This window comes from Pseudomonas triticicola (assembly GCF_019145375.1).
Lineage (GTDB): Bacteria > Pseudomonadota > Gammaproteobacteria > Pseudomonadales > Pseudomonadaceae > Aquipseudomonas > Aquipseudomonas triticicola.
Map to the genome: position 1 here is coordinate 1,154,296 of NZ_JAHSTX010000001.1, position 21,049 is coordinate 1,175,344.

A 21,049-nucleotide genomic window follows, 5' to 3' on the forward strand; every position below is an offset into this window, starting at 1 on the left:
CAGCAGCCAGAAAGCGATGAGATGTCGTCCGTTGCGTATGCCCGGCGAAGTGACTCATTGGCTTGGGTTTTACCTGGTTGGCGAAAGGCACGGGCACACCGAGCGGCGTGCGGGTGTCGAGATAATCCTGATCGAGCCGATTGAGTATAGGATCGGCCTCGGGAACTGCCACGGCGGGGAGATCGACGGACAAAAAAAGACGAAGCCCGCATTGCGCGGGCTTCTTCGTGCGGAGCTGTTTACATTCTTGCCAGTGCCTGAGCCAGATCGGCGCGCAGGTCTTCAATGTCTTCGACCCCCACCGACAACCGCACCAGCCCATCGCCAATCCCCAGCTTCGCGCGGGTTTCCGGCGGGATGGTCGCGTGGGTCATGATCGCCGGATGTTCGATCAGGCTCTCCACGCCACCCAGACTTTCCGCCAGTGCAAAGATCTGCACGTTCTCGAGAAAGCGCCGTGTGCCGGCCAGATCGCTGTTCAGATCAACAGAAATCATCCCGCCAAAACCACGCATCTGCCGCTTGGCCAGTTCATGCTGCGGGTGCGACTCAAGGCCGGGATAGTAGACACGCTTGACCTGCGGTTGCTGCTCCAGCCACTGCGCCAGATCCAGCGCGTTGCTGCAATGGCGTTCCATGCGCAGCGCCAAAGTCTTCACTCCGCGCAGGGTGAGGAACGCATCGAACGGCCCGGAAATTGCGCCGACGGCGTTTTGCAGGAAACCGAGTTTTTCCGCCAGTTCGGCGTCCTGCCCGACCACGGCAATGCCACCGATCACGTCGGAGTGGCCGTTGAGGTATTTGGTGGTCGAGTGCAGGACGATGTCGAAACCCAACTCCAGTGGGCGCTGGATGTAGGGGCTGGCGAACGTGTTGTCGGCCACGCAGATGATCCCGCGCGCGCGGCAGATGCGCGCGATTGCGGCCAGGTCCGACAGGCTCAGCAGCGGGTTGGTCGGGGTTTCGACCATGACCATGCGCGTGTCGTCCTGCAGCGAGGCTTCGAACGCCGACAGATCGGTCAGGTCGACGAAGCTGAAACGGTGCCCGGCACTGCGCTGGCGGACCTTGTCGAACAGGCGGAACGTGCCGCCGTACAAGTCATTGCCGGAAACGATGTGCGAGCCGGCGTCGAGCAGTTCCAGCACCGTGGAAATCGCCGCCAGCCCTGAGGCGAAGGCAAAGGCGCGGGTGCCGCCTTCCAGATCCGCGACGCAGCGCTCCAGGGCGAAACGCGTCGGGTTGTGCGAGCGGCCGTAGTCGAAACCCTTGTGTACGCCGGGGCTGTCTTGCAGGTAAGTCGAGTTGGCATAGATCGGCGGCATCAGCGCGCCGGTGGTCGGGTCCGGCTCTTGCCCGGCGTGGATCACCCGTGTGGCAAAGCCTTGGGATTTGGCGTCGTGCTGACTCATGCAAGGGATCTCCGTAATTGGTTGAGCATGTCGGTGCGGGTGATCAGGCCATGGAAGCCTGAGGCGTCGGCGATGATCGCGACGAGGCCACGGCTGAGCACCGATTCCAGATCGGCCAGGCTCGCAGCCGGGGCGAGGGTTTGCAGTTTGTCGGTCATTACACTCGACACCGACTGGCTGAAACGTGCGGCATCTTCGTGGACGCCGAGGAGGATGTCGGACTCGTCGATCACACCCACGAGTTGTTTGCCTTCGACCAGCACCGGCAGTTGCGAAACGTCCGCCAGACGCATGCGCTGGAAGGCCGTGAGCAGGGTGTCGTCCGGGCCGACGCTGATCACCCGGCCGTCCTCGAAACGCCGTGCAATCAAATCGCGCAGATCGCCGTAGCCCTTGCGTTGCAACAGGCCCTGATCGGTCATCCACTGGTCGTTGTAGACCTTCGACAGGTACCGCGTGCCGGTGTCGCAGACAAAGCTGACCACGCGTTTCGGCTCGGTCTGCTCGCGGCAATAACGCAGCGCGGCAGCGAACAGGGTGCCGGTCGATGAGCCGCCGAGAATGCCCTCGGCCTTGAGCAGCTGGCGGGCATGATCGAAGCTTTCCGCGTCGCTGATCGAGTAGGCGTGACGCACGCTGGAGAGGTCGGTGATCGACGGAATGAAGTCTTCGCCGATACCCTCGACCGCCCACGAACCGGGCGTCGACAAGGTGCCGTCGCGGCTGTATTGCGCCATTACCGAGCCGACGGGATCGGCGAGGACCATTTCCAGATCCGGCTGCACGCGCTTGAAGAAGCGACTCAATCCGGTCAGCGTGCCGGCCGATCCGACGCCGACGACAATGGCGTCCAGATCATGTTCGGTCTGCGCCCAGATTTCCGGTGCGGTGCTGCATTCATGGGCCAGCGGGTTGGCGGGATTGTTGAATTGGTCGGCGAAAAACGCGCCGGGAATGTCCTTGGCCAAACGCGCGGCGACGTCCTGGTAATACTCGGGATGGCCCTTGCCGACGTCAGAACGAGTGATGTGCACTTCGGCGCCCATGGCCTTCAAGTGCAGGACTTTCTCGGTGGACATCTTGTCCGGCACCACCAGCACCACACGATAGCCTTTGGCCCGGCCGACCAGCGCCAGACCCAGACCGGTATTGCCGGCAGTGGCCTCGACAATCGTTCCGCCCGGTTGCAGGCGGCCGTCACGTTCGGCAGCGTCGATCATCGCCAGACCGATACGGTCCTTGATCGAGCCGCCAGGGTTCTGCGATTCAAGTTTGAGAAACAGCGTGCACGGTCCGGTATCGAAGCGGGTGACCTGAACCAGCGGAGTATTGCCTATCAGCCCAAGCACGGCAGGGCGTGATTCCTTCGACATTTCTTCACCTCTTTATGGTGTTGATCGCGTTCCAATCGCGGGAAAAGACTCGCGTGCAACTTAGGCGCAGACATCCTCTCTCGCAACCTTTAATCCTTGGAAAATCCAGCCATTTGGATCTAACGATAGAACGAAAACTGGCATGTTGCCCTGAGGTGTCTGATCGTTCCCACGCTCCGCGTGGGACTGCAGCCGGGGACGCTCTGCGTCCCTACGGTCTGAAGATCGCAGCCTTCGGCAGCTCCTGTAGGGGGCTTCTGTGCATGAGTAGAACTTGTGATGATCTGGAATTTATTGAGTTTGTTTCATCAAGCACGGTTCCCGACAATACCGCCATCGAATAAGCATCTGGAGTTGTTTGTCATGGCACTGGCCCATTCCCTTGGATTTCCGCGCATCGGTCGCGACCGCGAACTGAAGAAAGCGCAAGAGGCGTTCTGGAAAGGAGAACTGAACGAGGCGGGCCTGCGTGACGTCGGGCGTGAGCTGCGCAAGGTCCATTGGGACTTGCAGAAAAACGCCGGCATCGACTTGCTGCCGGTCGGCGATTTTGCCTGGTACGACCAGGTGCTGAGCCACTCGCTGATGTTCGGCGTGATCCCCGAGCGTTTCCGTCCGCACGACGGCAAAGCCACGCTGCAGACCCTGTTCAGCATGGCCCGAGGCGTCAGCAATACTTGCTGCGGCGAAGGCCACGCTCAGGAAATGACCAAGTGGTTCGACACCAACTATCACTACCTCGTACCGGAATTCAGTGTCGACCAGCACTTCCACCTGGGTTGGGAGCAGCTGTTTGAAGAAACCGAAGAGGCCCGCGCGCTGGGGCACAACGTCAAACCGGTGATCCTCGGCCCGCTGACCTATCTGTGGCTGGGTAAAACCAAAGGCGCCGACTTCGACAAGCTCGATTTGCTTGACCGCCTGCTGCCGCTGTACGGCCAGATCTTCGCGCGGCTGGCGGCGTTGGGGGTGGAGTGGGTGCAGATCGACGAGCCGATTCTGGTGCTCGATTTGCCGCAGGACTGGAAGAATGCCTTCGAGCGCGCCTACAACCAGATCCAGCGCGATCCGCTGAAAAAACTGCTCGCCACGTACTTCGGTGGTCTGGAAGAAAACCTCGGTCTGGCGGCGAACCTGCCGGTCGACGGCCTGCACATCGATCTGGTGCGCGCGCCGGATCAATACCCGACCATTCTTGATCGTTTGCCGACTTATAAGGTGCTGTCGCTGGGTGTGGTCAATGGCCGCAACGTCTGGCGCTGCGATCTGCAAAACGCGCTGGCGACGCTGCGTCATGCCCATGAGCGTCTGGGTGATCGCTTGTGGGTGGCGCCGTCCTGCTCGTTGCTGCACAGCCCGGTTGATCTGGGCCGGGAAGACCAACTCGATGCCGAACTGAAAAGCTGGCTGGCGTTTGCCGTGCAAAAGTGCGAAGAGGTCGCCGTGCTCGCCCAAGCGGTCAGCGAGCCGGAAGCGCCACAGGTACTGCGCGCCCTGGCGCAAAGTCGTTCGGTACAAACCAGCCGCGCCGCCTCGCCGCGCATTCACAAACCTGAGGTGCAAACGCGGGTCGCGGCGATCACTGCCAGGGATGCGCAACGCCAATCGCCGTTTGCCCAGCGCATCGCCAAACAGCGCGGCAAACTTGATCTGCCGCTGTTTCCGACCACCACCATTGGTTCGTTTCCGCAAACGGCGGCGATTCGTCTGGCGCGTCAGGCTTACAAACAGGGCAAGCTCAGCGCCGCCGATTACACCGATGCGATGCACACGGAGATTCGCCACGCAGTGGAAATTCAAGAACGCCTCGGCCTGGATGTGCTGGTGCACGGGGAGGCCGAGCGCAACGACATGGTCGAATACTTCGCCGAACAGCTCGACGGCTATGTCTTCACCCGCTTTGGCTGGGTGCAGAGCTACGGTTCGCGCTGCGTCAAGCCAGCGGTGATTTTCGGTGACCTGAGCCGCCCGCAGGCGATGACGGTCGAGTGGATCCGTTACGCCCAGGGCCTTACCAACAAGGTCATGGAAGGCATGCTGACCGGCCCGGTGACCATGCTGATGTGGTCCTTCGCCCGCGAAGACGTCAGCCGCGAAGTGCAGGCTCGACAACTGGCGCTGGCCATTCGTGACGACGTGAATGATCTGGAAGCGGCAGGAATCAAAATCGTGCAGATCGACGAAGCGGCGTTCCGTGAAGGCTTGCCGTTGCGCCGGGCGCAGTGGCCGGCGTATCTGGAATGGGCAAGCGCAGCGTTCCGCCTGTGCGCCTCCGGCGTGCGCGACGAAACCCAGATCCACACGCACATGTGCTACAGCGAATTCAACGACGTGATCGAGTCGATCGCGGCGATGGACGCCGATGTCATCACCATTGAAACCTCGCGTTCGGACATGGAACTGCTCGAAGCGTTTGAAGCGTTTGCCTACCCGAACGACATCGGCCCCGGCGTGTACGATATTCACTCGCCACGGATTCCCGATGTGACGGAAATGGTTGGCTTGCTGCGCAAGGCGGCGGAGCGTATTCCGGTTGAGCGGCTGTGGGTCAATCCGGATTGCGGGTTGAAGACCCGAGGCTGGCCAGAGACCGAAGCGGCGTTGGTGCACATGGTCAGCGCCGCACGGCAACTGCGCAAAGAGTGGGCCTGACCCTTTACCGCCCTGGAATACATAACCCTGTGGGAGCGAGCCTGCTCGCGAAAGCGGTGTGTCAGTCGACATTAATGTTGGATGACCTGACGCCTTCGCGAGCAGGCTCGCTCCCACAGCATTCACATTCCCCCGACATTCACGGCAACACACAATCCCCTTGTGGGAGCGAGCCTGCTCGCGAAAGCGGTGTGTCAATCGACATCAATGTTGGATGACCTGACCCCTTAGCGAGCAGGCTCGCTCCCACAGAACTCGCGTTCTCCCCGTCATTCACGGCAACACACAAATCCTTTGTGGGAGCGAGCCTGCTCGCGAAAGCGGTGTGTCAGTCGACACCATGTTGGATGACTTGACGCCTTCGCGAGCAGGCTCGCTCCCACAGAAATCACATTCCCCCGTCATTTGCGGCAACACACAATCCCCTTGTGGGAGCGAGCCTGCTCGCGAAAGCGGTCTGTCAGCTACACATGCATCAAGCAAGGAAGCGCAATATCGGTGCACCATCGAACGGGTCCGTCAAATAGTGCGCCCTGACCCCGAAAGTCGTCTGTAAACGCTCCGGCGTCAGCACGTGCAGCGGTTCGCCAAGCGCGACCAGACGCCCGCGCTCCAGCACCGCCAGGCGATCGCACTTGAGCGCCTGATTGAGATCGTGCAAGGCGATCAACGTGGTCACCGGCAGTGCGCGCACCACTTGCAGAATGCTCAACTGATGCTGGATATCGAGGTGGTTGGCCGGCTCGTCGAGCAGCAGGATCTGCGGGCGCTGCGCCAGTGCGCGGGCGATGTGCACGCGTTGGCGTTCACCGCCGGAGAGGCTGCGCCAGAGGCGGTTGCGCAGGTGCACGGCGTCGACGTCGACCAGCGCTTGCTCGACGATTGCGTCATCTTCCGGCGACCACGGTTGCAGCGCCGACAACCATGGTGTGCGCCCCAGCGCCACGGCGTCGAACACGCGAATGCCATCGTCGGTATCGGCCTGTTGCTCAACCACTGCGAGTGTCTGCGCGATGCTGCGCCGTGACATCTTGCCCAGCGCCTGACCGTCGAGCTGCACATGGCCCACGCTCGGTTCACGCAACCCGGCCAGCAATTTGAGCAACGTGGATTTCCCCGAACCGTTCGGCCCGACAATGCCCAGGGTCTCGCCGCGCTGAACGTCGAGGCTGACACCGTTGAGCAACTCGGCACCGCGCACTTTGAAGCCCACACCCGCGCAACTCAGAACCGTGTTCATCGCGCCGATCTCCGGCCCACCAGAATCAGCGCGAACACCGGCGCGCCGACCAACGCAGTGATCACGCCGACCGGGATCACCTGACCCTTGATCAGGGTGCGCGACAGCACATCGGCGGCGATCAGAAACACCGCGCCGCCCAGCGCACTGGCGGGCAACAGACGCGCATGCCCCGTGCCGAGCAACAACCGCGCGGCATGGGGAATCACCAGGCCGACAAAACCGATCGAGCCGACAATCGACACCATCACCGCCGTCACCAGCGCGGCGCAGCCGATCAACAGAATCTGCACGCGGCGCACGGCAATGCCGAGGGAGGCTGCCGAGTCCGCGCCAAAGGTGAACGCATCCAAGGCTCGGCGATGCCACAGACAAACAACCAAGCCCAACACCGCCACCGGCACCGCCAGCCACACCGACGGCCAGCGTACGCCGCCGAGATTGCCCAGCAGCCAGAACATGATGCCGCGCGCTTGTTCGGAGCTGGCCGAGCGGGTGATCAGAAAAGCGGTGAGGGCGTTGAACAGTTGCGAGCCGGCAATCCCGGCCAGAATGATCTGCCCGGTGCCACTGGCCGAGCCGCTGACCCGTGCCAACAAAATCACCAGTACGAACGCGGTCACCGCGCCGGCAAAGGCACCGACCGACAATGAAATCGCCCCGGCGCCGACGCCAAGCAGGGCGACCATCACCGCGCCAGTCGAGGCGCCAGCAGAAATTCCCAGCAGATACGGATCGGCCAACGGATTGCGCAGCAGCGATTGCAGGATCACCCCGCACGTCGCCAGGCCGGCGCCGCAGGCCGCCGCGACCAGCGCGCGGGTCAGGCGATAGTTCCAGACGATGCCTTCGTCGATCGGGTCGAGCACATAACCGGCGCCCCACAGCTTGTTGGCCAGCACCTGCAACACTACGCTCGGCTCGATCGAAGTCTCGCCAATGGCCACGCCGCCAATCAGTGCGACCGACAGCGTCAACAGCACCAGCAGCAAACGGATCAGGCGTCTGCTCATGGCGACAGGTCGTAGCCGTTGATGGCGCTGGCCAGTTGTGCGAGGCCGTCGAAGGTGCGCAGGCTGGCCTGCATGGCCATGGCGTCAAGGATGATGATGCGGTTGTGCTTGACCGCGTCCATGTTGCGCGTCACCGGATCACTGCGCAGGAAGGCGAGTTTTTTCTGATAGTCGTCCGCCGGGAAACGTCGACGATCCATGCGCGCGATCACCAGAAATGTCGGGTTGGCCTTGGCGATGGTTTCCCAGCCGACGGTCGGCCATTCTTCATCCGACTCGACCACGTTGCGCACGCCGAGGGTGCTGAGCATGAAATCGGGAACGCCTTTGTGCCCGGCCACGAAAGGCTCGATGTCCATCTCGGCGCTGGAGAACCACACCAGGGCGCTGACGTCTTTGCGCTGCTGCTTTTTCGCCGTGGCGATCGACTGCGCGAGGCTGGCTTTGAGCTGGTCATTGAGCTGCTCGCCACGCGCCTGCACATCGAAAATCGCTGCGAGCTGGCTCACGGCTTTGTAGATGCTGTCGATGCGAAACGGCGCCAGCCGCGTGCCGTCCGAGCCGACGAGGTTGTCCTTGGCTTCGCAGTCGGAGGGCAGCAGATAGGTAGGAATCTTCAGTTCATGAAACTGCTCGCGGGTGCCGACCGCGCCTTGCGGGCCGACCATCCATTCCAGCTCGACGGCTACCAGTTCCGGGCGTTTGGCGATCACCGCTTCGAAACTCGGCTCGTTGTCGGCGAGGCGCTCGATCCTGTCGTTCTGCGCTTTGTATGTGCCCAGCACGTCGTTGAACCACAGTGAGGTGCCGACGACTTTGTCGCCCAGGCCCAAGGCATAAAGCATTTCCGTACCGGCCTGGCCGATGGTCACCGTGCGCGCGGGCGCGTGCTGAAAGGTCAGGCTGCTGCCGCAGTTCTCCACGGTCAGCGGATACGCAGTCGGCGACGCTTGCGCCAGGGCGCAAAGGCTCAGAGCGGTGAGCAGGGTGGCAACGCGGGGCAGCAGCATGGGGCAGTCTCCAGGGGAACCGTACGGGAGCGGGCGGGTACGGTTTGGAAACACACCTCGGGCGCGGTCGTGGAAACTGCGCAAGGCCGGCACGGGGAAAATACGCGCGGCACGATGTCCTTCCCGGACACCCCGCCGGTTAGTCAGTCACTGTGCCGGCAGGTCTCCTGACTGATGCGTCATCGCCACGCTCCGGCCTTCCCGGGATTCACCCAGTGGCAGTCGAGGAGCAGGCTCGGCACCTACAGTTGCGGGGGCAGTTCCGATTGATGCTGTGCAAGCATTTCGGATTCCCTATTAATTCCGTGTGGAAACCGGCGGCGGCATGGTAGTCGATTTGCACGGTGGAGGGGGAGGCGAATCTGCCACAGCGTCGATTTTGCCGTCGGCATTGCAATCGGCCGTATGCACTGATTAATATACGATCCATATACATTTCGTATCGGATACAAATATGGGCATCGTAAAAATTTCAGAGGACATGCACGAGAACCTGCGCATCTCCAGCAACGCCCTCAGCCGCTCGATCAACGCGCAGGCCGAGCACTGGATGCGCATCGGCATGCTCGCCGAGCTGCATCCCAACCTCGACCACAGCGCCATTTGCCGCCTGCTGATCCGCGCCGAACAGAACGGCGGACTGGATCTGCAACAACTGACTCAGGAAACCGTCAGCGCATGAGAAACCAGATCAAGATCAACACGCCGGCCGACATCGAAAAATCCCGCGCCGCCGGCAAACTCGCCGCCGAAGTGCTGGCGATGCTGGTGCCGCATGTGAAGGCCGGGGTGACCACCGATGAGCTGGACCGGTTGTGCAACGACTACATCGTCAATGTGCAGAAAGCCGTGCCGGCCAACGTCGGTTATCACGGCTTTCCGAAAACCGTCTGCGCGTCGGTCAACGATGTGGTGTGCCACGGCATTCCATCGGGTACGCCATTGAAAGACGGCGACATCGTCAACCTCGACATCGCGGTGATCAAGGACGGCTGGTTCGGTGATACCAGCCGCATGTATGTGGTGGGCGAGGCGACTCCTGAAGCGCAGCACCTGATCAAGACCACCTACGAAGCCATGTGCGCAGGCATCCGTGCAGTGAAGCCGGGCGCAACGCTGGGCGATATCGGTCATGCGATCCAGAGCCTGGCGGAGGCGGAGGGCTTCAGCGTGGTGCGCGAGTATTGCGGCCATGGCATCGGCAAGGTCTATCACGATGAACCGCAGATACTGCATTACGGCTTTCCCAATCAGGGCCTGAAACTCAAGGCCGGGATGATTTTCACCGTGGAGCCCATGCTCAATGCCGGCAAACGCCATGTGAAGAACATGCCGGATGGCTGGACCGTATTGACCAAGGATGGCTCCTTGTCGGCGCAGTGGGAGCATATGGTCGCGGTGACGGAGACCGGCTTCGAAATTCTCACCGCCTGGCCGGATGAGATTGAAGGGTACCGGGCCATTGGCTAATACCGTGTCGCCTGCTTGCCCTCACCCTAGCCCTCTCCCAATGGGAGAGGGGACTGACCGAGGTGTTGTTGCGAGATACGCCGACGTGCGATACCGAGTCGAACTTACATTTTGAACAGCATGAAGATCGGCTCCCTTTCCCCCTCGCCCCCCGTGGGGGAGAGGGCTGGGGTGAGGGGGTAGATCCAACTGACTCAGCGCAATCAGTGAGCACCGGCAGCCTTGTTCAGGTCGCTCTCGGTCCATTCGGTATAAACGCAAGCATCCGCCGTCGCCCAGCGCACCCGGACCGGATCGCCGGCCTTGAGTGGCATGCCTGCTGCCGACAGCGCTTTCACCGTCATCGAAGCCCCACCCGCAGTCACCACGCTGCACGTCTGGCTCTCACCGAGAAACAGCACCTCCACAACATTCGCCGATACTTCATTCCAACCCGCCGCCAGCGGCTCATCCAGCGCCTGCTGCGTACTCAGCGCCAAGGCTTTTTCTGGCCGCACCATCAGCAGCACATCCTGATCAGTGTGCAACCCGGACGTCAGCCGAATCGACAACGACTGACCCTCGAAACTCGCTGCCGCATTGCCTTGCGCCTTGAGCTTGAGGAAGTTCGAATTACCCAGAAACGACGCGACAAAGGCATTCGGCGGATTCTGGTAAAGGTCATAACCACTGCCCAGACCAACGATCTTGCCGTGGCTGAAAATCGCGATGCGTTGCGACAGCCGCATGGCTTCTTCCTGGTCGTGGGTCACGTACACGATGGTGATGCCCAGGCGCCGGTGCAGCTGGCGCAGTTCATCCTGCAAATCCTCGCGCAGCTTCTTGTCCAGCGCGCCCAGCGGTTCATCCATCAGCAGAATGCGCGGCTCGTAAACCAGCGCCCGGGCGATGGCGACACGTTGTTGCTGACCACCAGACAGTTGCGAAGGGCGGCGATGGGCAAACTGTTCGAGCTGCACCAGTTTGAGCATCGCATCGACGCGCTTTTCGCGCTCGGCCGTCGCCAGTTTGCGAATGGCCAGAGGAAAGGCGATGTTGTCGCGCACCGACAGGTGCGGGAACAGCGAGTAGCGCTGGAAGACCATGCCGATGTCACGCTTGTGCGGCGGCACGTTGACCAGCGACTGGCCGTTGACGAGGATCTCGCCGCTGCTCGGTGTTTCAAAACCGGCGAGCATCGACAGCGTGGTGCTTTTGCCCGAGCCGCTGGAGCCGAGGAAGGTGAGGAATTCGCCGTCCTTGATGTCCAGCGAGATATTGTCGACGGCAGCGAAATCGCCGTAGTGCTTGTTCAGGTTGCGCAGGCTGACCAGGGGTTTGTCGCTCTGCTGGGATGCGTCTTTGATCACGGCACTCATATCGTACTCCTGGGCGCTCAGGCGCTGATTTCGTTGCGCCGGCGCAGGGCGGCGGCGATCACCATGACCAACACTGACAGGCCGATCAGCAGCGTCGAAGCGACGGCGATCACCGGGGTCAGGTCCTGGCGCAGGGTGGTCCACATTTTCACGGGAAGGGTTTGCAGAGTCGGGCTCGCCATCATCACGCTGAGCACCACTTCGTCCCAGGAAACGAGGAAGGCGAAGAGGGCGCCGGCGACCATGCCCGGACGAATCGCCGGGAATGTCACCTTGAACACTGCTTGCAGGCGCGAGGCACCGCAGATCACCGCCGCGTCTTCAATCGACTGATCGAACAGCTTCAGCGAGTTGATGATCGAAATGATGGTGAACGGCAGCGCGACGATCACATGGCTGACGACGAAGGCGAACATGGTCCCGGTGTAGCCGAGCTTGAGAAACAGCGCATACACCGCCACGGCGATGATCACCAGCGGCACGATCATCGGCAGGGTAAACAGGCCGTAGAGCATCTCGCGGCCGGGAAAGCGCCCGCGCACCAGCGCAAACGCGGTCGGTAAACCGAGGGCCACGGCGCAGATCGTGGTCAGCACGGCAACCTTGAGGCTGGCGGCAGCGGCGTTCATCCAGTCGGGGTTGGAGAAAAACTGGCCGTACCATTTCAGCGTCCAGCCCGGTGGCGGGAACACCAGCCACTGCGAGGAGCCGAACGACAGCAGCACGATGAACACGATCGGCAACAGCAGGAACAGACCGATCAGCCCGGTAGTGGCGTAGAGGCCGAAACGCATGCGCCGGCTCATGGCATTGGGGGTCAGGAGCATGTCGGCTTACCTCGCGTTACTGGCGCCAACCGGGGATTCCGGTTGAAGCTTCAGGTAGAAGTAGAACAGCACCAGGGTGATTGCGATCAACAACGCGGCGCCGGCACTGGCCAGACCCCAGTTGAGGAACGATTGCACCTGCTGAATGATGAACTCCGGCAGCATCATGTTCTGCGCCCCGCCGAGCAGTGCCGGGGTGACGTAATAACCGAGCGACATCACGAACACCATCAAACCGCCGGACGACAGACCCGGCCGGCACAGCGGCAGGAACACCCGGAAGAAGTTGGTCCACGGACTGGCGCCGCAGATCGAACCGGCCTGCAGGATCATGGGGTCGATGGCCTGCATGGTTGCCTGCAACGGCAGCACGATGAACGGAATCATGATGTAGCTCATGCCGATCACCACGCCCGTGAGGTTGTGCACCATCTCCAGCGGTTGATCGCCGATGCCCATCGCCATCAGCGCCTTGTTGATCACCCCCGAGGCTTGCAGCAACACCAGCCACGAATAGGTGCGGGCGAGCAGGCTGGTCCACATCGACAGCAGCACGATGTTGAGGATCCAGCGCCCCCAGCCGCGCGGCACCAGGGTGATCGCCCAGGCCAGCGGAAAGCCCAGCAGCAGGCTGAACAGCGTCACCAGCCCGGCCACCGAAAAGGTGTTGAGCAGCACCCGCGCATAGGCCGAGTTGGCGAACAACTGTTCGTAGTTGCCGAGACCCGGCACAGGTTCCAGCACACCGCGCAGCAGCAGGCCAATCAACGGCGCGAGAAAGAACAGGCCGAGGAACAGCAGCGCCGGGACGAGGTTGCCGGCGCCGCGCCAGCGTTGCTTGAAAGCCGAACCGGCAGCGCCGGCGGCGCTCCCGGTGGCAGCGGAAGGACGGGGCGCAGTGGCCACGATTTTCATTTGACCAGCCATTCGTTCCACCGTGTCGCGATAGCCGGACCGTTCTTGGCCCAGTAAGCGAAATCAAGGGTGATCTGATCCTTGGCGTAAGCCGTCGGCAGGTTGGGGGCCAGCGTCGAATCCAGACGCTCCACACTGTCGAGGTTGACCGGCGCGTAGGCAGTCAGGTTGGAGAAGTCGGCCTGGCCTTTGGCGCTGCTGGCATTGGCGAGGAACTTCATCGCCGCATCTTTGTTTTTCGAGCCTTTGGGGATGACCAGAATGTCGGCCATGACCAGATTCTGCTTCCAGCTCACGCCGACCGGTGCGCCGTCTTCCTGCAAGGCGTGCACACGGCCATTCCAGAACTGGCCCATGCTCGCTTCGCCGGACGCCAGCAGTTGCTGCGACTGCGCGCCGCCGCCCCACCAGACGATGTCTTTCTTGATGGTGTCGAGTTTCTTGAAGGCGCGATCCAGATCCAGCGGGTAGAGCTTGTCAGCCGCAACGCCGTCGGCCAGCAGCGCCAGTTCGAGCACGCCGGGGCTTGGCCATTTGTACAGGGCGCGTTTGCCGGGCCAGGTCTTGGTGTCGAACAGCGCGCTCCAGTCCTGCGGCTTGTTGGCGCCGAGCTTGCCCTCGTTGTAGCCGAGGACGAAGGAGAAGAAGAACGAGCCGACGCCGTGATCGCTGACGAAACGCGGGTCGATCCTGTCGCGTTGAATGACTTTGAAATCGAGGGGTTCGAGCAGGCCTTCAGCGGCGGCGCGCAGGGCGAAATCAGCTTCGACATCGACCACGTCCCACTGCACGTTGCCGCTTTCGACCATGGCCTTGAGTTTGCCGTAGTCGGTGGGGCCGTCCTGGACGACGGTGATGCCGCTGGCCTTGCTGAACGGATCGGCCCAGGCCTGTTTCTGCGCATCCTGGGTGCTACCGCCCCAGCTGACAAAATTCACGCTTTCGGCAGCCATTGCAGCCTGGCCGGTAACGCTGAGCAGTCCCGCGAAAAAGATCGCGGTTGCAGCTTTGTTCAACACCATGTTCACGCCCTCATTGTTGTGTTTTTGAGCGGGCCTTGCGTTGTTGCCCGCCTGTCGGGAGCAGTAGCTGGACGGTTTTTTGGTCCGTCCGGTCTATGGAATATCATATTATGGTATTCCAAACTTTGTGCAAGCACTTTGCCTTACCGGTTATCTGGCCGGTTGGTTTTTTTGAGCCGTTCGGCCTGAGATATTTGTGAATGTTAGATCCAGCCCTCACCCCAGCCCTCTCCCAAGGGGAGAGGGGGAAAGGGAGCCGATCTTCATGCTGTTCAAAACCGAGCCCGATTCGGTAATGGGAAAGGAGTGGATCCGTGTGCTGCTCAAAGCTGAGTTCGACTCGGTATCCCCAGTCGATGTATAGCGACCGGTCAACGCGGTCGGCTCCCTCTCCCTCTGGGAGAGGGCTGGGGTGAGGGCGGCGTCATTCAGTGAACGGAATGCTCTCAACCACCTCAAGGTCATACCCGGTCAGCCCCGCATACTTCAGCGGTGGGCCAAGGTGGCGCAGCTTGCCCACTCCCAGATTCTGCAGAATCTGCGCCCCAGTCCCGACCTCGGAATAAATCCGCGACTGCGAACGGCTGAACTGCCGTGGCGGCTGTGTCAGCTGCGGCACGCGCTCGAGCAACGCCTGCGACGATTCATGATTGGCCAGCACCACCACAACCCCATGACCTTCCGCCGCGACCCGTTGCAGCGCCGCCCACAGCGTCCAGTTCGTCGGCCCGCTGTACTCGGCGCCGACCAGATCGCGCAGCGGATCGATCACATGCACGCGCACCAGGGTCGGCTCTTCACGGCGCAGGTCGCCCATGACCATCGCCATGTGCACACCGCCTTCGATGCGATCTTCGAAGGTGATCAAACGGAAGGTGCCATGCACCGTCGGCAGCTCACGTTCGCCGATGCGTTCGATGGTGTGCTCGGTGCTCAGGCGATAGTGGATGAGGTCGGCGATGGTGCCGATCTTGATCCCGTGCTTGCGCGCGAACTGCTCCAGATCCGGGCGGCGGGCCATGGTGCCGTCGTCGTTCATCACTTCGACGATCACCGAGGCGGGGGTGAAACCGGCCAGACGCGCCAGATCGCAACCGGCCTCGGTGTGCCCGGCGCGGGTCAGCACGCCACCTTCCTTGGCGCGCAACGGGAAGATGTGGCCGGGCTGCACCAGGTCTTCGGCGCGGGCATTCGGCGCGACCGCGGCGGCAACGGTGCAGGCCCGGTCGGCGGCAGAAATGCCGGTGGTCACGCCAACTGCCGCTTCGATCGACACGGTAAATGCAGTGCTGAACACACTGCCGTTGGCGGGTACCATTTGCTCCAGGCCCAGACGCTGACAATGTTCGTCGGTCAGGGTCAGGCAGATCAGCCCGCGTGCCTCGCGGGCCATGAAGCTGATAGCCTCCGGTGTGCAACGATCAGCGGCCAGCAGCAGGTCGCCTTCGTTCTCGCGGTCTTCGTCATCGACCAGCAGGACCATTTTGCCGAGGCGATAATCTTCGATGATTTCTTCGATGCTGTTGAAGGCCATGCTGGACTCTCAGGGTTCGTTGGAAATATATTGGTATACCATAATACAAAATCAACAAAGAGGTCACTATGAAGGCGTACTGGATTGCACATGTGGATATAGCCGATGCCGAGCACTACAGCCAATACACCCAGCGCACCCCGCAGGCGATTGCCGCATTCGGCGGCAAGTTTCTCGCCAGAGGCGGGCGCAGCGAAGCGATGGAAGGACGGCAGACGCCACAGCGCACGGTGATCATCGAGTTCGAGAGCTACGAAACAGCCGTGGCGTGCTACCGCTCGGCGGCGTATCAGCAGGCGAAAAGTTATCGCGAGGACTGGGCGAGGGCGGAGATCATTATCGTTGAAGGCATCGCCCCAGCTTAAGCAACACCACGTCCCCCTGTGGGAGCGAGCCTGCTCGCGAAAGCGGTATTTCATTCAACATTTGTATCGACTGGCACGACGCTTTCGCGAGCAGGCTCGCTCCCACAGGGGTATAGGTGGTGATCAGCGGATGAAGTGAATCTTGCCGCTGTCATCATTGCCCATGTAAATCCCGTAAACCCCGGCCTGGCGCTCTTCGATATAGCGCTCGAGGATCTGCCGGATCGCCGGGTAGTAGATCTGCTCCCACGGAATCTCTTCCGGGGCGAAGAACTTGTAATCCATGGTCTCCGGCCCGTACTGCCCGGTGATTTCCAGGGCGATGGCGCGGAAGATGATGTACACCTCGCTGATCTTCGGCACGCTGAAAATCGAATACGGCGAGACGATTTCCGCACGCACGCCGCTTTCTTCCCAGACTTCGCGCAGCGCCGCCTGTTCGGTGGTCTCAAAGCTTTCCATGAAACCGGCCGGCAGGGTCCAGGTGCCGGGGCGCGGGGGGATCGCCCGTTGGCACAGGAGGTATTTGCCGTCCTGCTCAATGATGCAGCCGGCAATGATCTTCGGATTGACGTAGTGGATGTAGCCGCAGCCGCGGCACATCAGGCGCTCGTGCGTATCACCCGGCGGCGTCTGCTGACCGAGGTCAGGGCCACCGCATTTCGGGCAAAAGCTCGGGCTGAACATGTCATTGACCTATGCGGGGTTCTTTCAGCGCGATCGGCAGGGTGATCGCCGGGGTGCCTTTGACGGCGACGCCGGTTTCTTCCTGTTTGCGCTTGAGGTAATCGAGGGCCACGGCAGCCGCTGCGCGGACGTGATCGACACAGGCCTGATGCGCCGCCAGCGGATCACCGCTCTTGATCGCCTCGACCATTTTTTCCATCTCGTGATTACTTGCGCCGCGTCGGTTTTCCTGGGAGACCGAGGTCGCGCGCAGATAGCTGATGCGCGCCTGCAACTGGCGCAATTGCGTGGCGGCGACATGGTTGCCCGAGCCTTCGAGCAGCACGTCGTAGAAACCCTGCACCGAGTCGATGACCTGTTGCAGCTCGCCGTCCTTCAACGCCTTGCGGTTGTCATCGAGGGCTTTTTCCAGGGCTTTGATGTCTTTGGCTTTGGCGCGCAAAGTGAAAAGCTGCACGATCAGGCCTTCGAGCACACAACGCAATTCGTAGATATCGACGGCGTCGTCGAGGGTGATGATGGCTACGCGCGGGCCTTTGGCGTCGGCGAACTCCACCAGGCCTTCGGATTCAAGGTGACGCAAGGCTTCGCGCACCGAGGTGCGGCTGACGCCGAGGCGATCACACAGGTCGCGTTCGACCAGGCGATCACCAGGCATGAGCTGGAAATTCATGATCGCGCTACGCAGTTTGTCCAGCACGATTTCGCGCAGGGTAACGGGGTTGCGATTGACCTTGAAGCTGTCGTCGAGTGGCTGGCGTTTCATGGGGTCCGCTCTTGAGCTTGGCTGTCCATGCCAGACGGGCATCAAAACAGCCGAGGGTTAACTGGAGGCCTCGGCGTCGGCTTCGGCAAAGGCTTCACGAGCCAGCCGGAAACTGTCCACGGCCGCCGGAACGCCGCAATAAATGCCGACCTGAAGCAGAATTTCGCGTATTTGCTCACGACTCAGGCCGTTACGCAAGGCGCCACGCACATGCAGCTTGAGTTCATGCGGGCGGTTGAGCGCCGAGATCATTGCCAGGTTGATCATGCTGCGCTCCTTGAGCGACAGACCCTCACGCCCCCAGACATGGCCCCAGCAGTATTCAGTGACCATTTCCTGCAGGGGGCGGGTGAAGTCGTCGGCGTTCTCGATCGAGCGTTGCACGTAGGCTTCGCCCAATACCTGGGTACGGATCTGCAGGCCTTTTTCGTACTTTTCGTTACTCATCATTCCTCCAATCACCACAGATCCCCTGTGTAGGAGCTGCCGAAGGCTGCGATCTTTTGATCTTGCTTTTAAACATCAAAGGCAAAAGATCGCAGCCTTCGGCAGCTCCTACAGGGGGATTTGTGTGAATCCGTCAGGTCAAGGTGGGCAACGCGCCCAACTTGCCCTTGTGATAAATCATCGGCGTCACCGGTTGCTCGGGCAGGATCAGGTTTTTCACTGCGCCGACAATGATCGCGTGATCGCCGCCGTCGTATTCACGCCACAACTCGCACTCGATGATCGCCGTGGCCTTGGCCAGAATCGGGTTGCCCAGGTCGCTCAGGTGCCACTCGATACCCTTGGCCTTTTCCTTGCCCTTGCCGGCGAAAGCGTAGGCTTCGGCGGTCTGCTCGGCGGAGAGCAAATGGATCGCGAATTTCTTGCTGTCGCGCAGTACCGGGTAGGTGTCGGACGCGTAGTTGGGGCAGAACAGCACCAGCGCCGGGTCGATCGACAGCGCGCTGAACGCGCTGGCGGTGATGCCGACGATGCCGCCGTCCGGGTCAAGGGTCGTGACCACCGTGACGCCGGACGGGAAAGAGCTCATGACGTCTTTGTAAATGCCGGGTTCGATCATTTCGCAGGACTCCTAGCGCATCACAAACGGATCAGGCATTGGCGCCTGGGAGAGGTTGATCCACACCGTTTTCAGTTCGGTGTAGGCCAGCACCGAGTCGATGCCGCTTTCGCGTCCATAGCCACTGTTCTTGAAGCCGCCGATCGGCGCCATCGCCGAGACTGCGCGGTAAGTGTTGACCCAGATAATTCCCGAGCGCACATCACGCGCCAGACGATGGGCGCGGCCCAGGTCACGGGTCCAGATGCCGGCGGCGAGGCCGAACTGCGAGTCGTTGGCGATCGCCAGTGCTTCGGCTTCGTCCTTGAAACGAATCACCGAGGCGACCGGGCCGAAGACTTCTTCCTGCATGATCTTCATCGAATTGCGATCGCACTCGAACAGCGTCGGCTCGTAGAACCAGCCTTCGCCGAGATCCGCCGGACGCTTGCCACCGGTGCGCAAACGCGCGCCTTCAGCGATCGCATCGGCGACCAGACCTTCGACCACCGCCAGTTGCTGCGCGGTGGCCATCGGGCCCATTTCACTGTTGTCTTCCTGTGGGTTGCCGATGCGGATGCGTTGGGCGCGTTCGACCAGACGATTGACGAACTCGTCGTAGATTTCGTCCTGTACCAGCAAACGCGAACCGGACACGCAACTCTGCCCGGACGCGGCGTAGATCCCGGCAATCGCGCCGTTGATCGCACTGTCCAGATCGGCGTCGGCGAAAATGATGTTCGGCGACTTGCCGCCCAGTTCCAGCGACAGCTTGGCGAAGTTTTCGGCGCTGCTGCGCACTACATGCCGAGCCGTGGCCGCGCCGCCGGTGAAGGCGATCTTGCGGATCAGCGGATGGCGGGTGAGGGCGGCGCCGGTGCTCGGGCCGTAACCGGTAACGACGTTGACCACGCCCGGCGGAATCCCGGCTTCGAGGGCCAGGCGTGCGAGCTCAAGAATGGTCGCCGAGGCGTGCTCGGACGGCTTGATCACGATGGTGTTGCCGGCGGCGAGGGCTGGGGCCAGTTTGATCGCGGTCAGGTACAGCGGGCTGTTCCACGGAATGATCGCGGCGACCACACCCATGGCTTCGTGCACGGTATAGGCAAACAGGTCGGGCTTGTCCAACGGCAGGGTGCCGCCTTCAAGCTTGTCGGCCAGGCCTGCGGTGTAGTGGAAGAACTCCGGCAGATAGCTGACCTGGCCACGGGTTTCGCGGATCAGCTTGCCGTTGTCGCGGCTTTCCAGCTGCGCCAGGTGTTCCTTGTTTTCTGCGATCAGATCACCGAGGCGACGCAGCAGTTTGCCGCGCGCAGTGGCGGTCAGGCCGCGCCAGGCCGGGCTGTCGAAGGCATTTTGCGCTGCTTGCACGGCGCGTTCGACGTCCGCTTCATCGGCGTCGGGCAGTTCCGCCCAGGCTTGCGCGGAGGCCGGGTTGAGGCTTTCGAAGGTCTTGCCGGAGAGGGCGTCGACCCAGTCTCCGCCGATGCACATCTGGAAGCGTGCGAGTGTCATGCAACGATCCCCTTTATATGGTTTTGTCGGGAGTGTGCGAACTGAAGAAATTCCAGCAGCATCTGATTGACCAGACGCGGCGACTCTACCGGCATCATATGCCGTTGCTCGGGCAGCACGGCAACCTTCGCGCCGGGGATGCGTCGGGCCAGTTGCTCGGCCATTTCCGGGGTCGAACCGGGGTCGAGTTCGCCGGTGGCGATCAGCGTCGGTGCCTGAATGCTGCTCAGGTCGTCGGCGCGGTACATGTCCTGGGTGGCAAACAATTCATAAGTGGTCAGGTAGCCCTGCGGATCGTTGTTGGCCAAGGTCTGGCGCAACGCGGCGATCTGCGCCGGGTTGGCCGCCTGATATTCACGGCTGAACCAGCGTGACAGGGCGGCTTCGGCGTTGGCGTCCGGGCCGTGTTCGGCAGCCTGCGCAGTGCGGGCAATCACGCCGGCCCGCTGTTCTTCGCTGCGGTTGAACACGCTGTTCAGCACCACCAGGCTTTGCAGGCGCTCCGGGTAATGCAGGGCGAAGGCCCGCGCGACCAGGCCGCCCATGGAGAAACCGATCACCGCTGCCTGGGGCAGATTGAGGTGATCGAGCAGCTCGAGCAACTGATCGGCGTAACCGAGCAGGTCGGTGCCGCTGGCCGGGCGCGGGCTGGCGCCGTGGCCGAGCATGTCGTAGGCGATCACCTGGTACTGGCTGGCGAGGCCGACAATCTGCCCGCCCCACATTTCTTTGTTCAGGCCCACGCCGTGGATCAATACCACGGGCTGGCCTTGGCCGGTCGCCAGGTAACTGGTGCCAGCCGGGGTGAGTTCAGCGGTGAGCCGAATCATGGAGCGCTCCTGCAA

At 61.8% G+C, this 21,049-nt stretch carries 20 protein-coding genes and 1 riboswitch; of the genes, 4 read left to right on the forward strand and 16 right to left on the reverse strand.

Annotation, left to right across the window (positions count from 1 at the left end; translation table 11 throughout):
- Window positions 1-239 precede the first annotated feature (239 nt).
- Window positions 240-1,412, reverse strand: coding sequence for a cystathionine gamma-synthase (locus tag KVG85_RS05335; RefSeq protein WP_217863184.1), 1,173 nt, complete (start codon window positions 1,410-1,412; stop codon window positions 240-242).
- Entirely contained in the window at window positions 1,409-2,785 is a 1,377-nt protein-coding gene (locus KVG85_RS05340; protein ID WP_217863185.1) for a pyridoxal-phosphate dependent enzyme, read from the reverse strand. Before KVG85_RS05340 ends, KVG85_RS05335 begins: the two co-directional genes overlap by 4 nt.
- 363 nt (window positions 2,786-3,148) lie before the next feature.
- On the opposite strand from KVG85_RS05340, the gene metE reads away from it, so the two are divergent.
- Window positions 3,149-5,437, forward strand: coding sequence for a 5-methyltetrahydropteroyltriglutamate--homocysteine S-methyltransferase (metE, locus tag KVG85_RS05345; RefSeq protein ID WP_217863186.1), 2,289 nt, complete (start codon window positions 3,149-3,151; stop codon window positions 5,435-5,437).
- 475 nt (window positions 5,438-5,912) lie between these two features.
- Here metE and KVG85_RS05350 read toward each other — a convergent pair whose 3' ends face one another.
- The 3 genes from KVG85_RS05350 to KVG85_RS05360 are packed head-to-tail and all read right to left on the reverse strand — an operon-like array spanning window position 5,913 to window position 8,700.
- Entirely contained in the window at window positions 5,913-6,677 is a 765-nt protein-coding gene (locus tag KVG85_RS05350; protein WP_217863187.1) for an ABC transporter ATP-binding protein, read from the reverse strand.
- Window positions 6,674-7,690, reverse strand: coding sequence for a FecCD family ABC transporter permease (locus KVG85_RS05355; protein ID WP_073471135.1), 1,017 nt, complete (start codon window positions 7,688-7,690; stop codon window positions 6,674-6,676). The genes KVG85_RS05350 and KVG85_RS05355 overlap by 4 nt, the downstream gene beginning before the upstream one ends.
- Window positions 7,687-8,700 (reverse strand): ABC transporter substrate-binding protein, encoded by a 1,014-nt coding sequence (locus KVG85_RS05360; protein ID WP_217863188.1) that lies wholly within the window; start codon window positions 8,698-8,700, stop codon window positions 7,687-7,689. Before KVG85_RS05360 ends, KVG85_RS05355 begins: the two co-directional genes overlap by 4 nt.
- A 140-nt stretch (window positions 8,701-8,840) precedes the next feature.
- Window positions 8,841-9,034, reverse strand: a riboswitch (cobalamin riboswitch).
- A gap of 120 nt (window positions 9,035-9,154) precedes the next feature.
- On the opposite strand from KVG85_RS05360, the gene KVG85_RS05365 reads away from it, so the two are divergent.
- Window positions 9,155-9,382: a ParD-like family protein gene (locus tag KVG85_RS05365; RefSeq protein ID WP_122698096.1), complete on the forward strand. Its 228-nt coding sequence runs from the start codon at window positions 9,155-9,157 to the stop codon at window positions 9,380-9,382.
- Entirely contained in the window at window positions 9,379-10,170 is a 792-nt protein-coding gene (gene map / locus KVG85_RS05370) for a type I methionyl aminopeptidase (RefSeq protein ID WP_217863189.1), read from the forward strand. The genes KVG85_RS05365 and map overlap by 4 nt, the downstream gene beginning before the upstream one ends.
- A gap of 203 nt (window positions 10,171-10,373) precedes the next feature.
- Here the strand turns inward: map and KVG85_RS05375 are convergent, their stop codons facing one another.
- The 5 genes from KVG85_RS05375 to ribBA all read right to left on the reverse strand — a co-directional run bounded on the left by KVG85_RS05375 (window position 10,374) and on the right by ribBA (window position 15,826).
- A complete protein-coding gene (locus KVG85_RS05375) occupies window positions 10,374-11,528 on the reverse strand; it encodes an ABC transporter ATP-binding protein (RefSeq protein WP_217863190.1) in 1,155 nt (384 codons plus the stop codon).
- Between the two features lie 17 nt (window positions 11,529-11,545).
- On the reverse strand, window positions 11,546-12,355 hold the full coding sequence (locus tag KVG85_RS05380) for an ABC transporter permease (RefSeq protein ID WP_007918021.1): 810 nt from the start codon (window positions 12,353-12,355) through the stop codon (window positions 11,546-11,548).
- A 6-nt stretch (window positions 12,356-12,361) separates the two neighbouring features.
- On the reverse strand, window positions 12,362-13,270 hold the full coding sequence (locus KVG85_RS05385; protein ID WP_217864932.1) for an ABC transporter permease: 909 nt from the start codon (window positions 13,268-13,270) through the stop codon (window positions 12,362-12,364).
- Window positions 13,267-14,292 (reverse strand): ABC transporter substrate-binding protein, encoded by a 1,026-nt coding sequence (locus KVG85_RS05390; protein WP_123442273.1) that lies wholly within the window; start codon window positions 14,290-14,292, stop codon window positions 13,267-13,269. Before KVG85_RS05390 ends, KVG85_RS05385 begins: the two co-directional genes overlap by 4 nt.
- Window positions 14,293-14,716: 424 nt before the next feature.
- A complete protein-coding gene (gene ribBA / locus KVG85_RS05395) occupies window positions 14,717-15,826 on the reverse strand; it encodes a bifunctional 3,4-dihydroxy-2-butanone-4-phosphate synthase/GTP cyclohydrolase II (RefSeq protein WP_016775017.1) in 1,110 nt (369 codons plus the stop codon).
- Between the two features lie 68 nt (window positions 15,827-15,894).
- Between ribBA and KVG85_RS05400 the strand changes: the two genes are divergently transcribed.
- On the forward strand, window positions 15,895-16,191 hold the full coding sequence (locus KVG85_RS05400) for a DUF1330 domain-containing protein (RefSeq protein ID WP_217863191.1): 297 nt from the start codon (window positions 15,895-15,897) through the stop codon (window positions 16,189-16,191).
- A 123-nt stretch (window positions 16,192-16,314) separates the two neighbouring features.
- Here KVG85_RS05400 and KVG85_RS05405 read toward each other — a convergent pair whose 3' ends face one another.
- The 6 genes from KVG85_RS05405 to KVG85_RS05430 form a co-directional block, all read right to left on the reverse strand.
- Window positions 16,315-16,878, reverse strand: a complete 564-nt coding sequence (locus KVG85_RS05405; protein ID WP_217863192.1) for an NUDIX hydrolase — start codon at window positions 16,876-16,878, stop codon at window positions 16,315-16,317.
- Between the two features lies 1 nt (window position 16,879).
- Window positions 16,880-17,644, reverse strand: coding sequence for a GntR family transcriptional regulator (locus KVG85_RS05410; RefSeq protein ID WP_016775014.1), 765 nt, complete (start codon window positions 17,642-17,644; stop codon window positions 16,880-16,882).
- Between the two features lie 57 nt (window positions 17,645-17,701).
- Window positions 17,702-18,091 (reverse strand): carboxymuconolactone decarboxylase family protein, encoded by a 390-nt coding sequence (locus tag KVG85_RS05415; protein ID WP_024013190.1) that lies wholly within the window; start codon window positions 18,089-18,091, stop codon window positions 17,702-17,704.
- Window positions 18,092-18,224: 133 nt separating this feature from the next.
- Window positions 18,225-18,710: a flavin reductase family protein gene (locus tag KVG85_RS05420; protein ID WP_042606771.1), complete on the reverse strand. Its 486-nt coding sequence runs from the start codon at window positions 18,708-18,710 to the stop codon at window positions 18,225-18,227.
- A gap of 12 nt (window positions 18,711-18,722) precedes the next feature.
- Window positions 18,723-20,204: an aldehyde dehydrogenase gene (locus KVG85_RS05425; protein ID WP_024013188.1), complete on the reverse strand. Its 1,482-nt coding sequence runs from the start codon at window positions 20,202-20,204 to the stop codon at window positions 18,723-18,725.
- A complete protein-coding gene (locus tag KVG85_RS05430) occupies window positions 20,201-21,034 on the reverse strand; it encodes an alpha/beta fold hydrolase (RefSeq protein ID WP_116658480.1) in 834 nt (277 codons plus the stop codon). Before KVG85_RS05430 ends, KVG85_RS05425 begins: the two co-directional genes overlap by 4 nt.
- Window positions 21,035-21,049: the final 15 nt, after the last annotated feature.

Coding starts and splice junctions, on each gene's coding strand:
- KVG85_RS05335 (WP_217863184.1), bottom strand. CDS start 1,412: ATGAGTCAGCACGACGCCAAATCCCAAGGCTTTGCCACACGGGTGATC.
- KVG85_RS05340 (WP_217863185.1), bottom strand. CDS start 2,785: ATGTCGAAGGAATCACGCCCTGCCGTGCTTGGGCTGATAGGCAATACT.
- metE (WP_217863186.1), top strand. CDS start 3,149: ATGGCACTGGCCCATTCCCTTGGATTTCCGCGCATCGGTCGCGACCGC.
- KVG85_RS05350 (WP_217863187.1), bottom strand. CDS start 6,677: ATGAACACGGTTCTGAGTTGCGCGGGTGTGGGCTTCAAAGTGCGCGGT.
- KVG85_RS05355 (WP_073471135.1), bottom strand. CDS start 7,690: ATGAGCAGACGCCTGATCCGTTTGCTGCTGGTGCTGTTGACGCTGTCG.
- KVG85_RS05360 (WP_217863188.1), bottom strand. CDS start 8,700: ATGCTGCTGCCCCGCGTTGCCACCCTGCTCACCGCTCTGAGCCTTTGC.
- KVG85_RS05365 (WP_122698096.1), top strand. CDS start 9,155: ATGGGCATCGTAAAAATTTCAGAGGACATGCACGAGAACCTGCGCATC.
- map (WP_217863189.1), top strand. CDS start 9,379: ATGAGAAACCAGATCAAGATCAACACGCCGGCCGACATCGAAAAATCC.
- KVG85_RS05375 (WP_217863190.1), bottom strand. CDS start 11,528: ATGAGTGCCGTGATCAAAGACGCATCCCAGCAGAGCGACAAACCCCTG.
- KVG85_RS05380 (WP_007918021.1), bottom strand. CDS start 12,355: ATGCTCCTGACCCCCAATGCCATGAGCCGGCGCATGCGTTTCGGCCTC.
- KVG85_RS05385 (WP_217864932.1), bottom strand. CDS start 13,270: ATGAAAATCGTGGCCACTGCGCCCCGTCCTTCCGCTGCCACCGGGAGC.
- KVG85_RS05390 (WP_123442273.1), bottom strand. CDS start 14,292: ATGGTGTTGAACAAAGCTGCAACCGCGATCTTTTTCGCGGGACTGCTC.
- ribBA (WP_016775017.1), bottom strand. CDS start 15,826: ATGGCCTTCAACAGCATCGAAGAAATCATCGAAGATTATCGCCTCGGC.
- KVG85_RS05400 (WP_217863191.1), top strand. CDS start 15,895: ATGAAGGCGTACTGGATTGCACATGTGGATATAGCCGATGCCGAGCAC.
- KVG85_RS05405 (WP_217863192.1), bottom strand. CDS start 16,878: ATGTTCAGCCCGAGCTTTTGCCCGAAATGCGGTGGCCCTGACCTCGGT.
- KVG85_RS05410 (WP_016775014.1), bottom strand. CDS start 17,644: ATGAAACGCCAGCCACTCGACGACAGCTTCAAGGTCAATCGCAACCCC.
- KVG85_RS05415 (WP_024013190.1), bottom strand. CDS start 18,091: ATGAGTAACGAAAAGTACGAAAAAGGCCTGCAGATCCGTACCCAGGTA.
- KVG85_RS05420 (WP_042606771.1), bottom strand. CDS start 18,710: ATGATCGAACCCGGCATTTACAAAGACGTCATGAGCTCTTTCCCGTCC.
- KVG85_RS05425 (WP_024013188.1), bottom strand. CDS start 20,204: ATGACACTCGCACGCTTCCAGATGTGCATCGGCGGAGACTGGGTCGAC.
- KVG85_RS05430 (WP_116658480.1), bottom strand. CDS start 21,034: ATGATTCGGCTCACCGCTGAACTCACCCCGGCTGGCACCAGTTACCTG.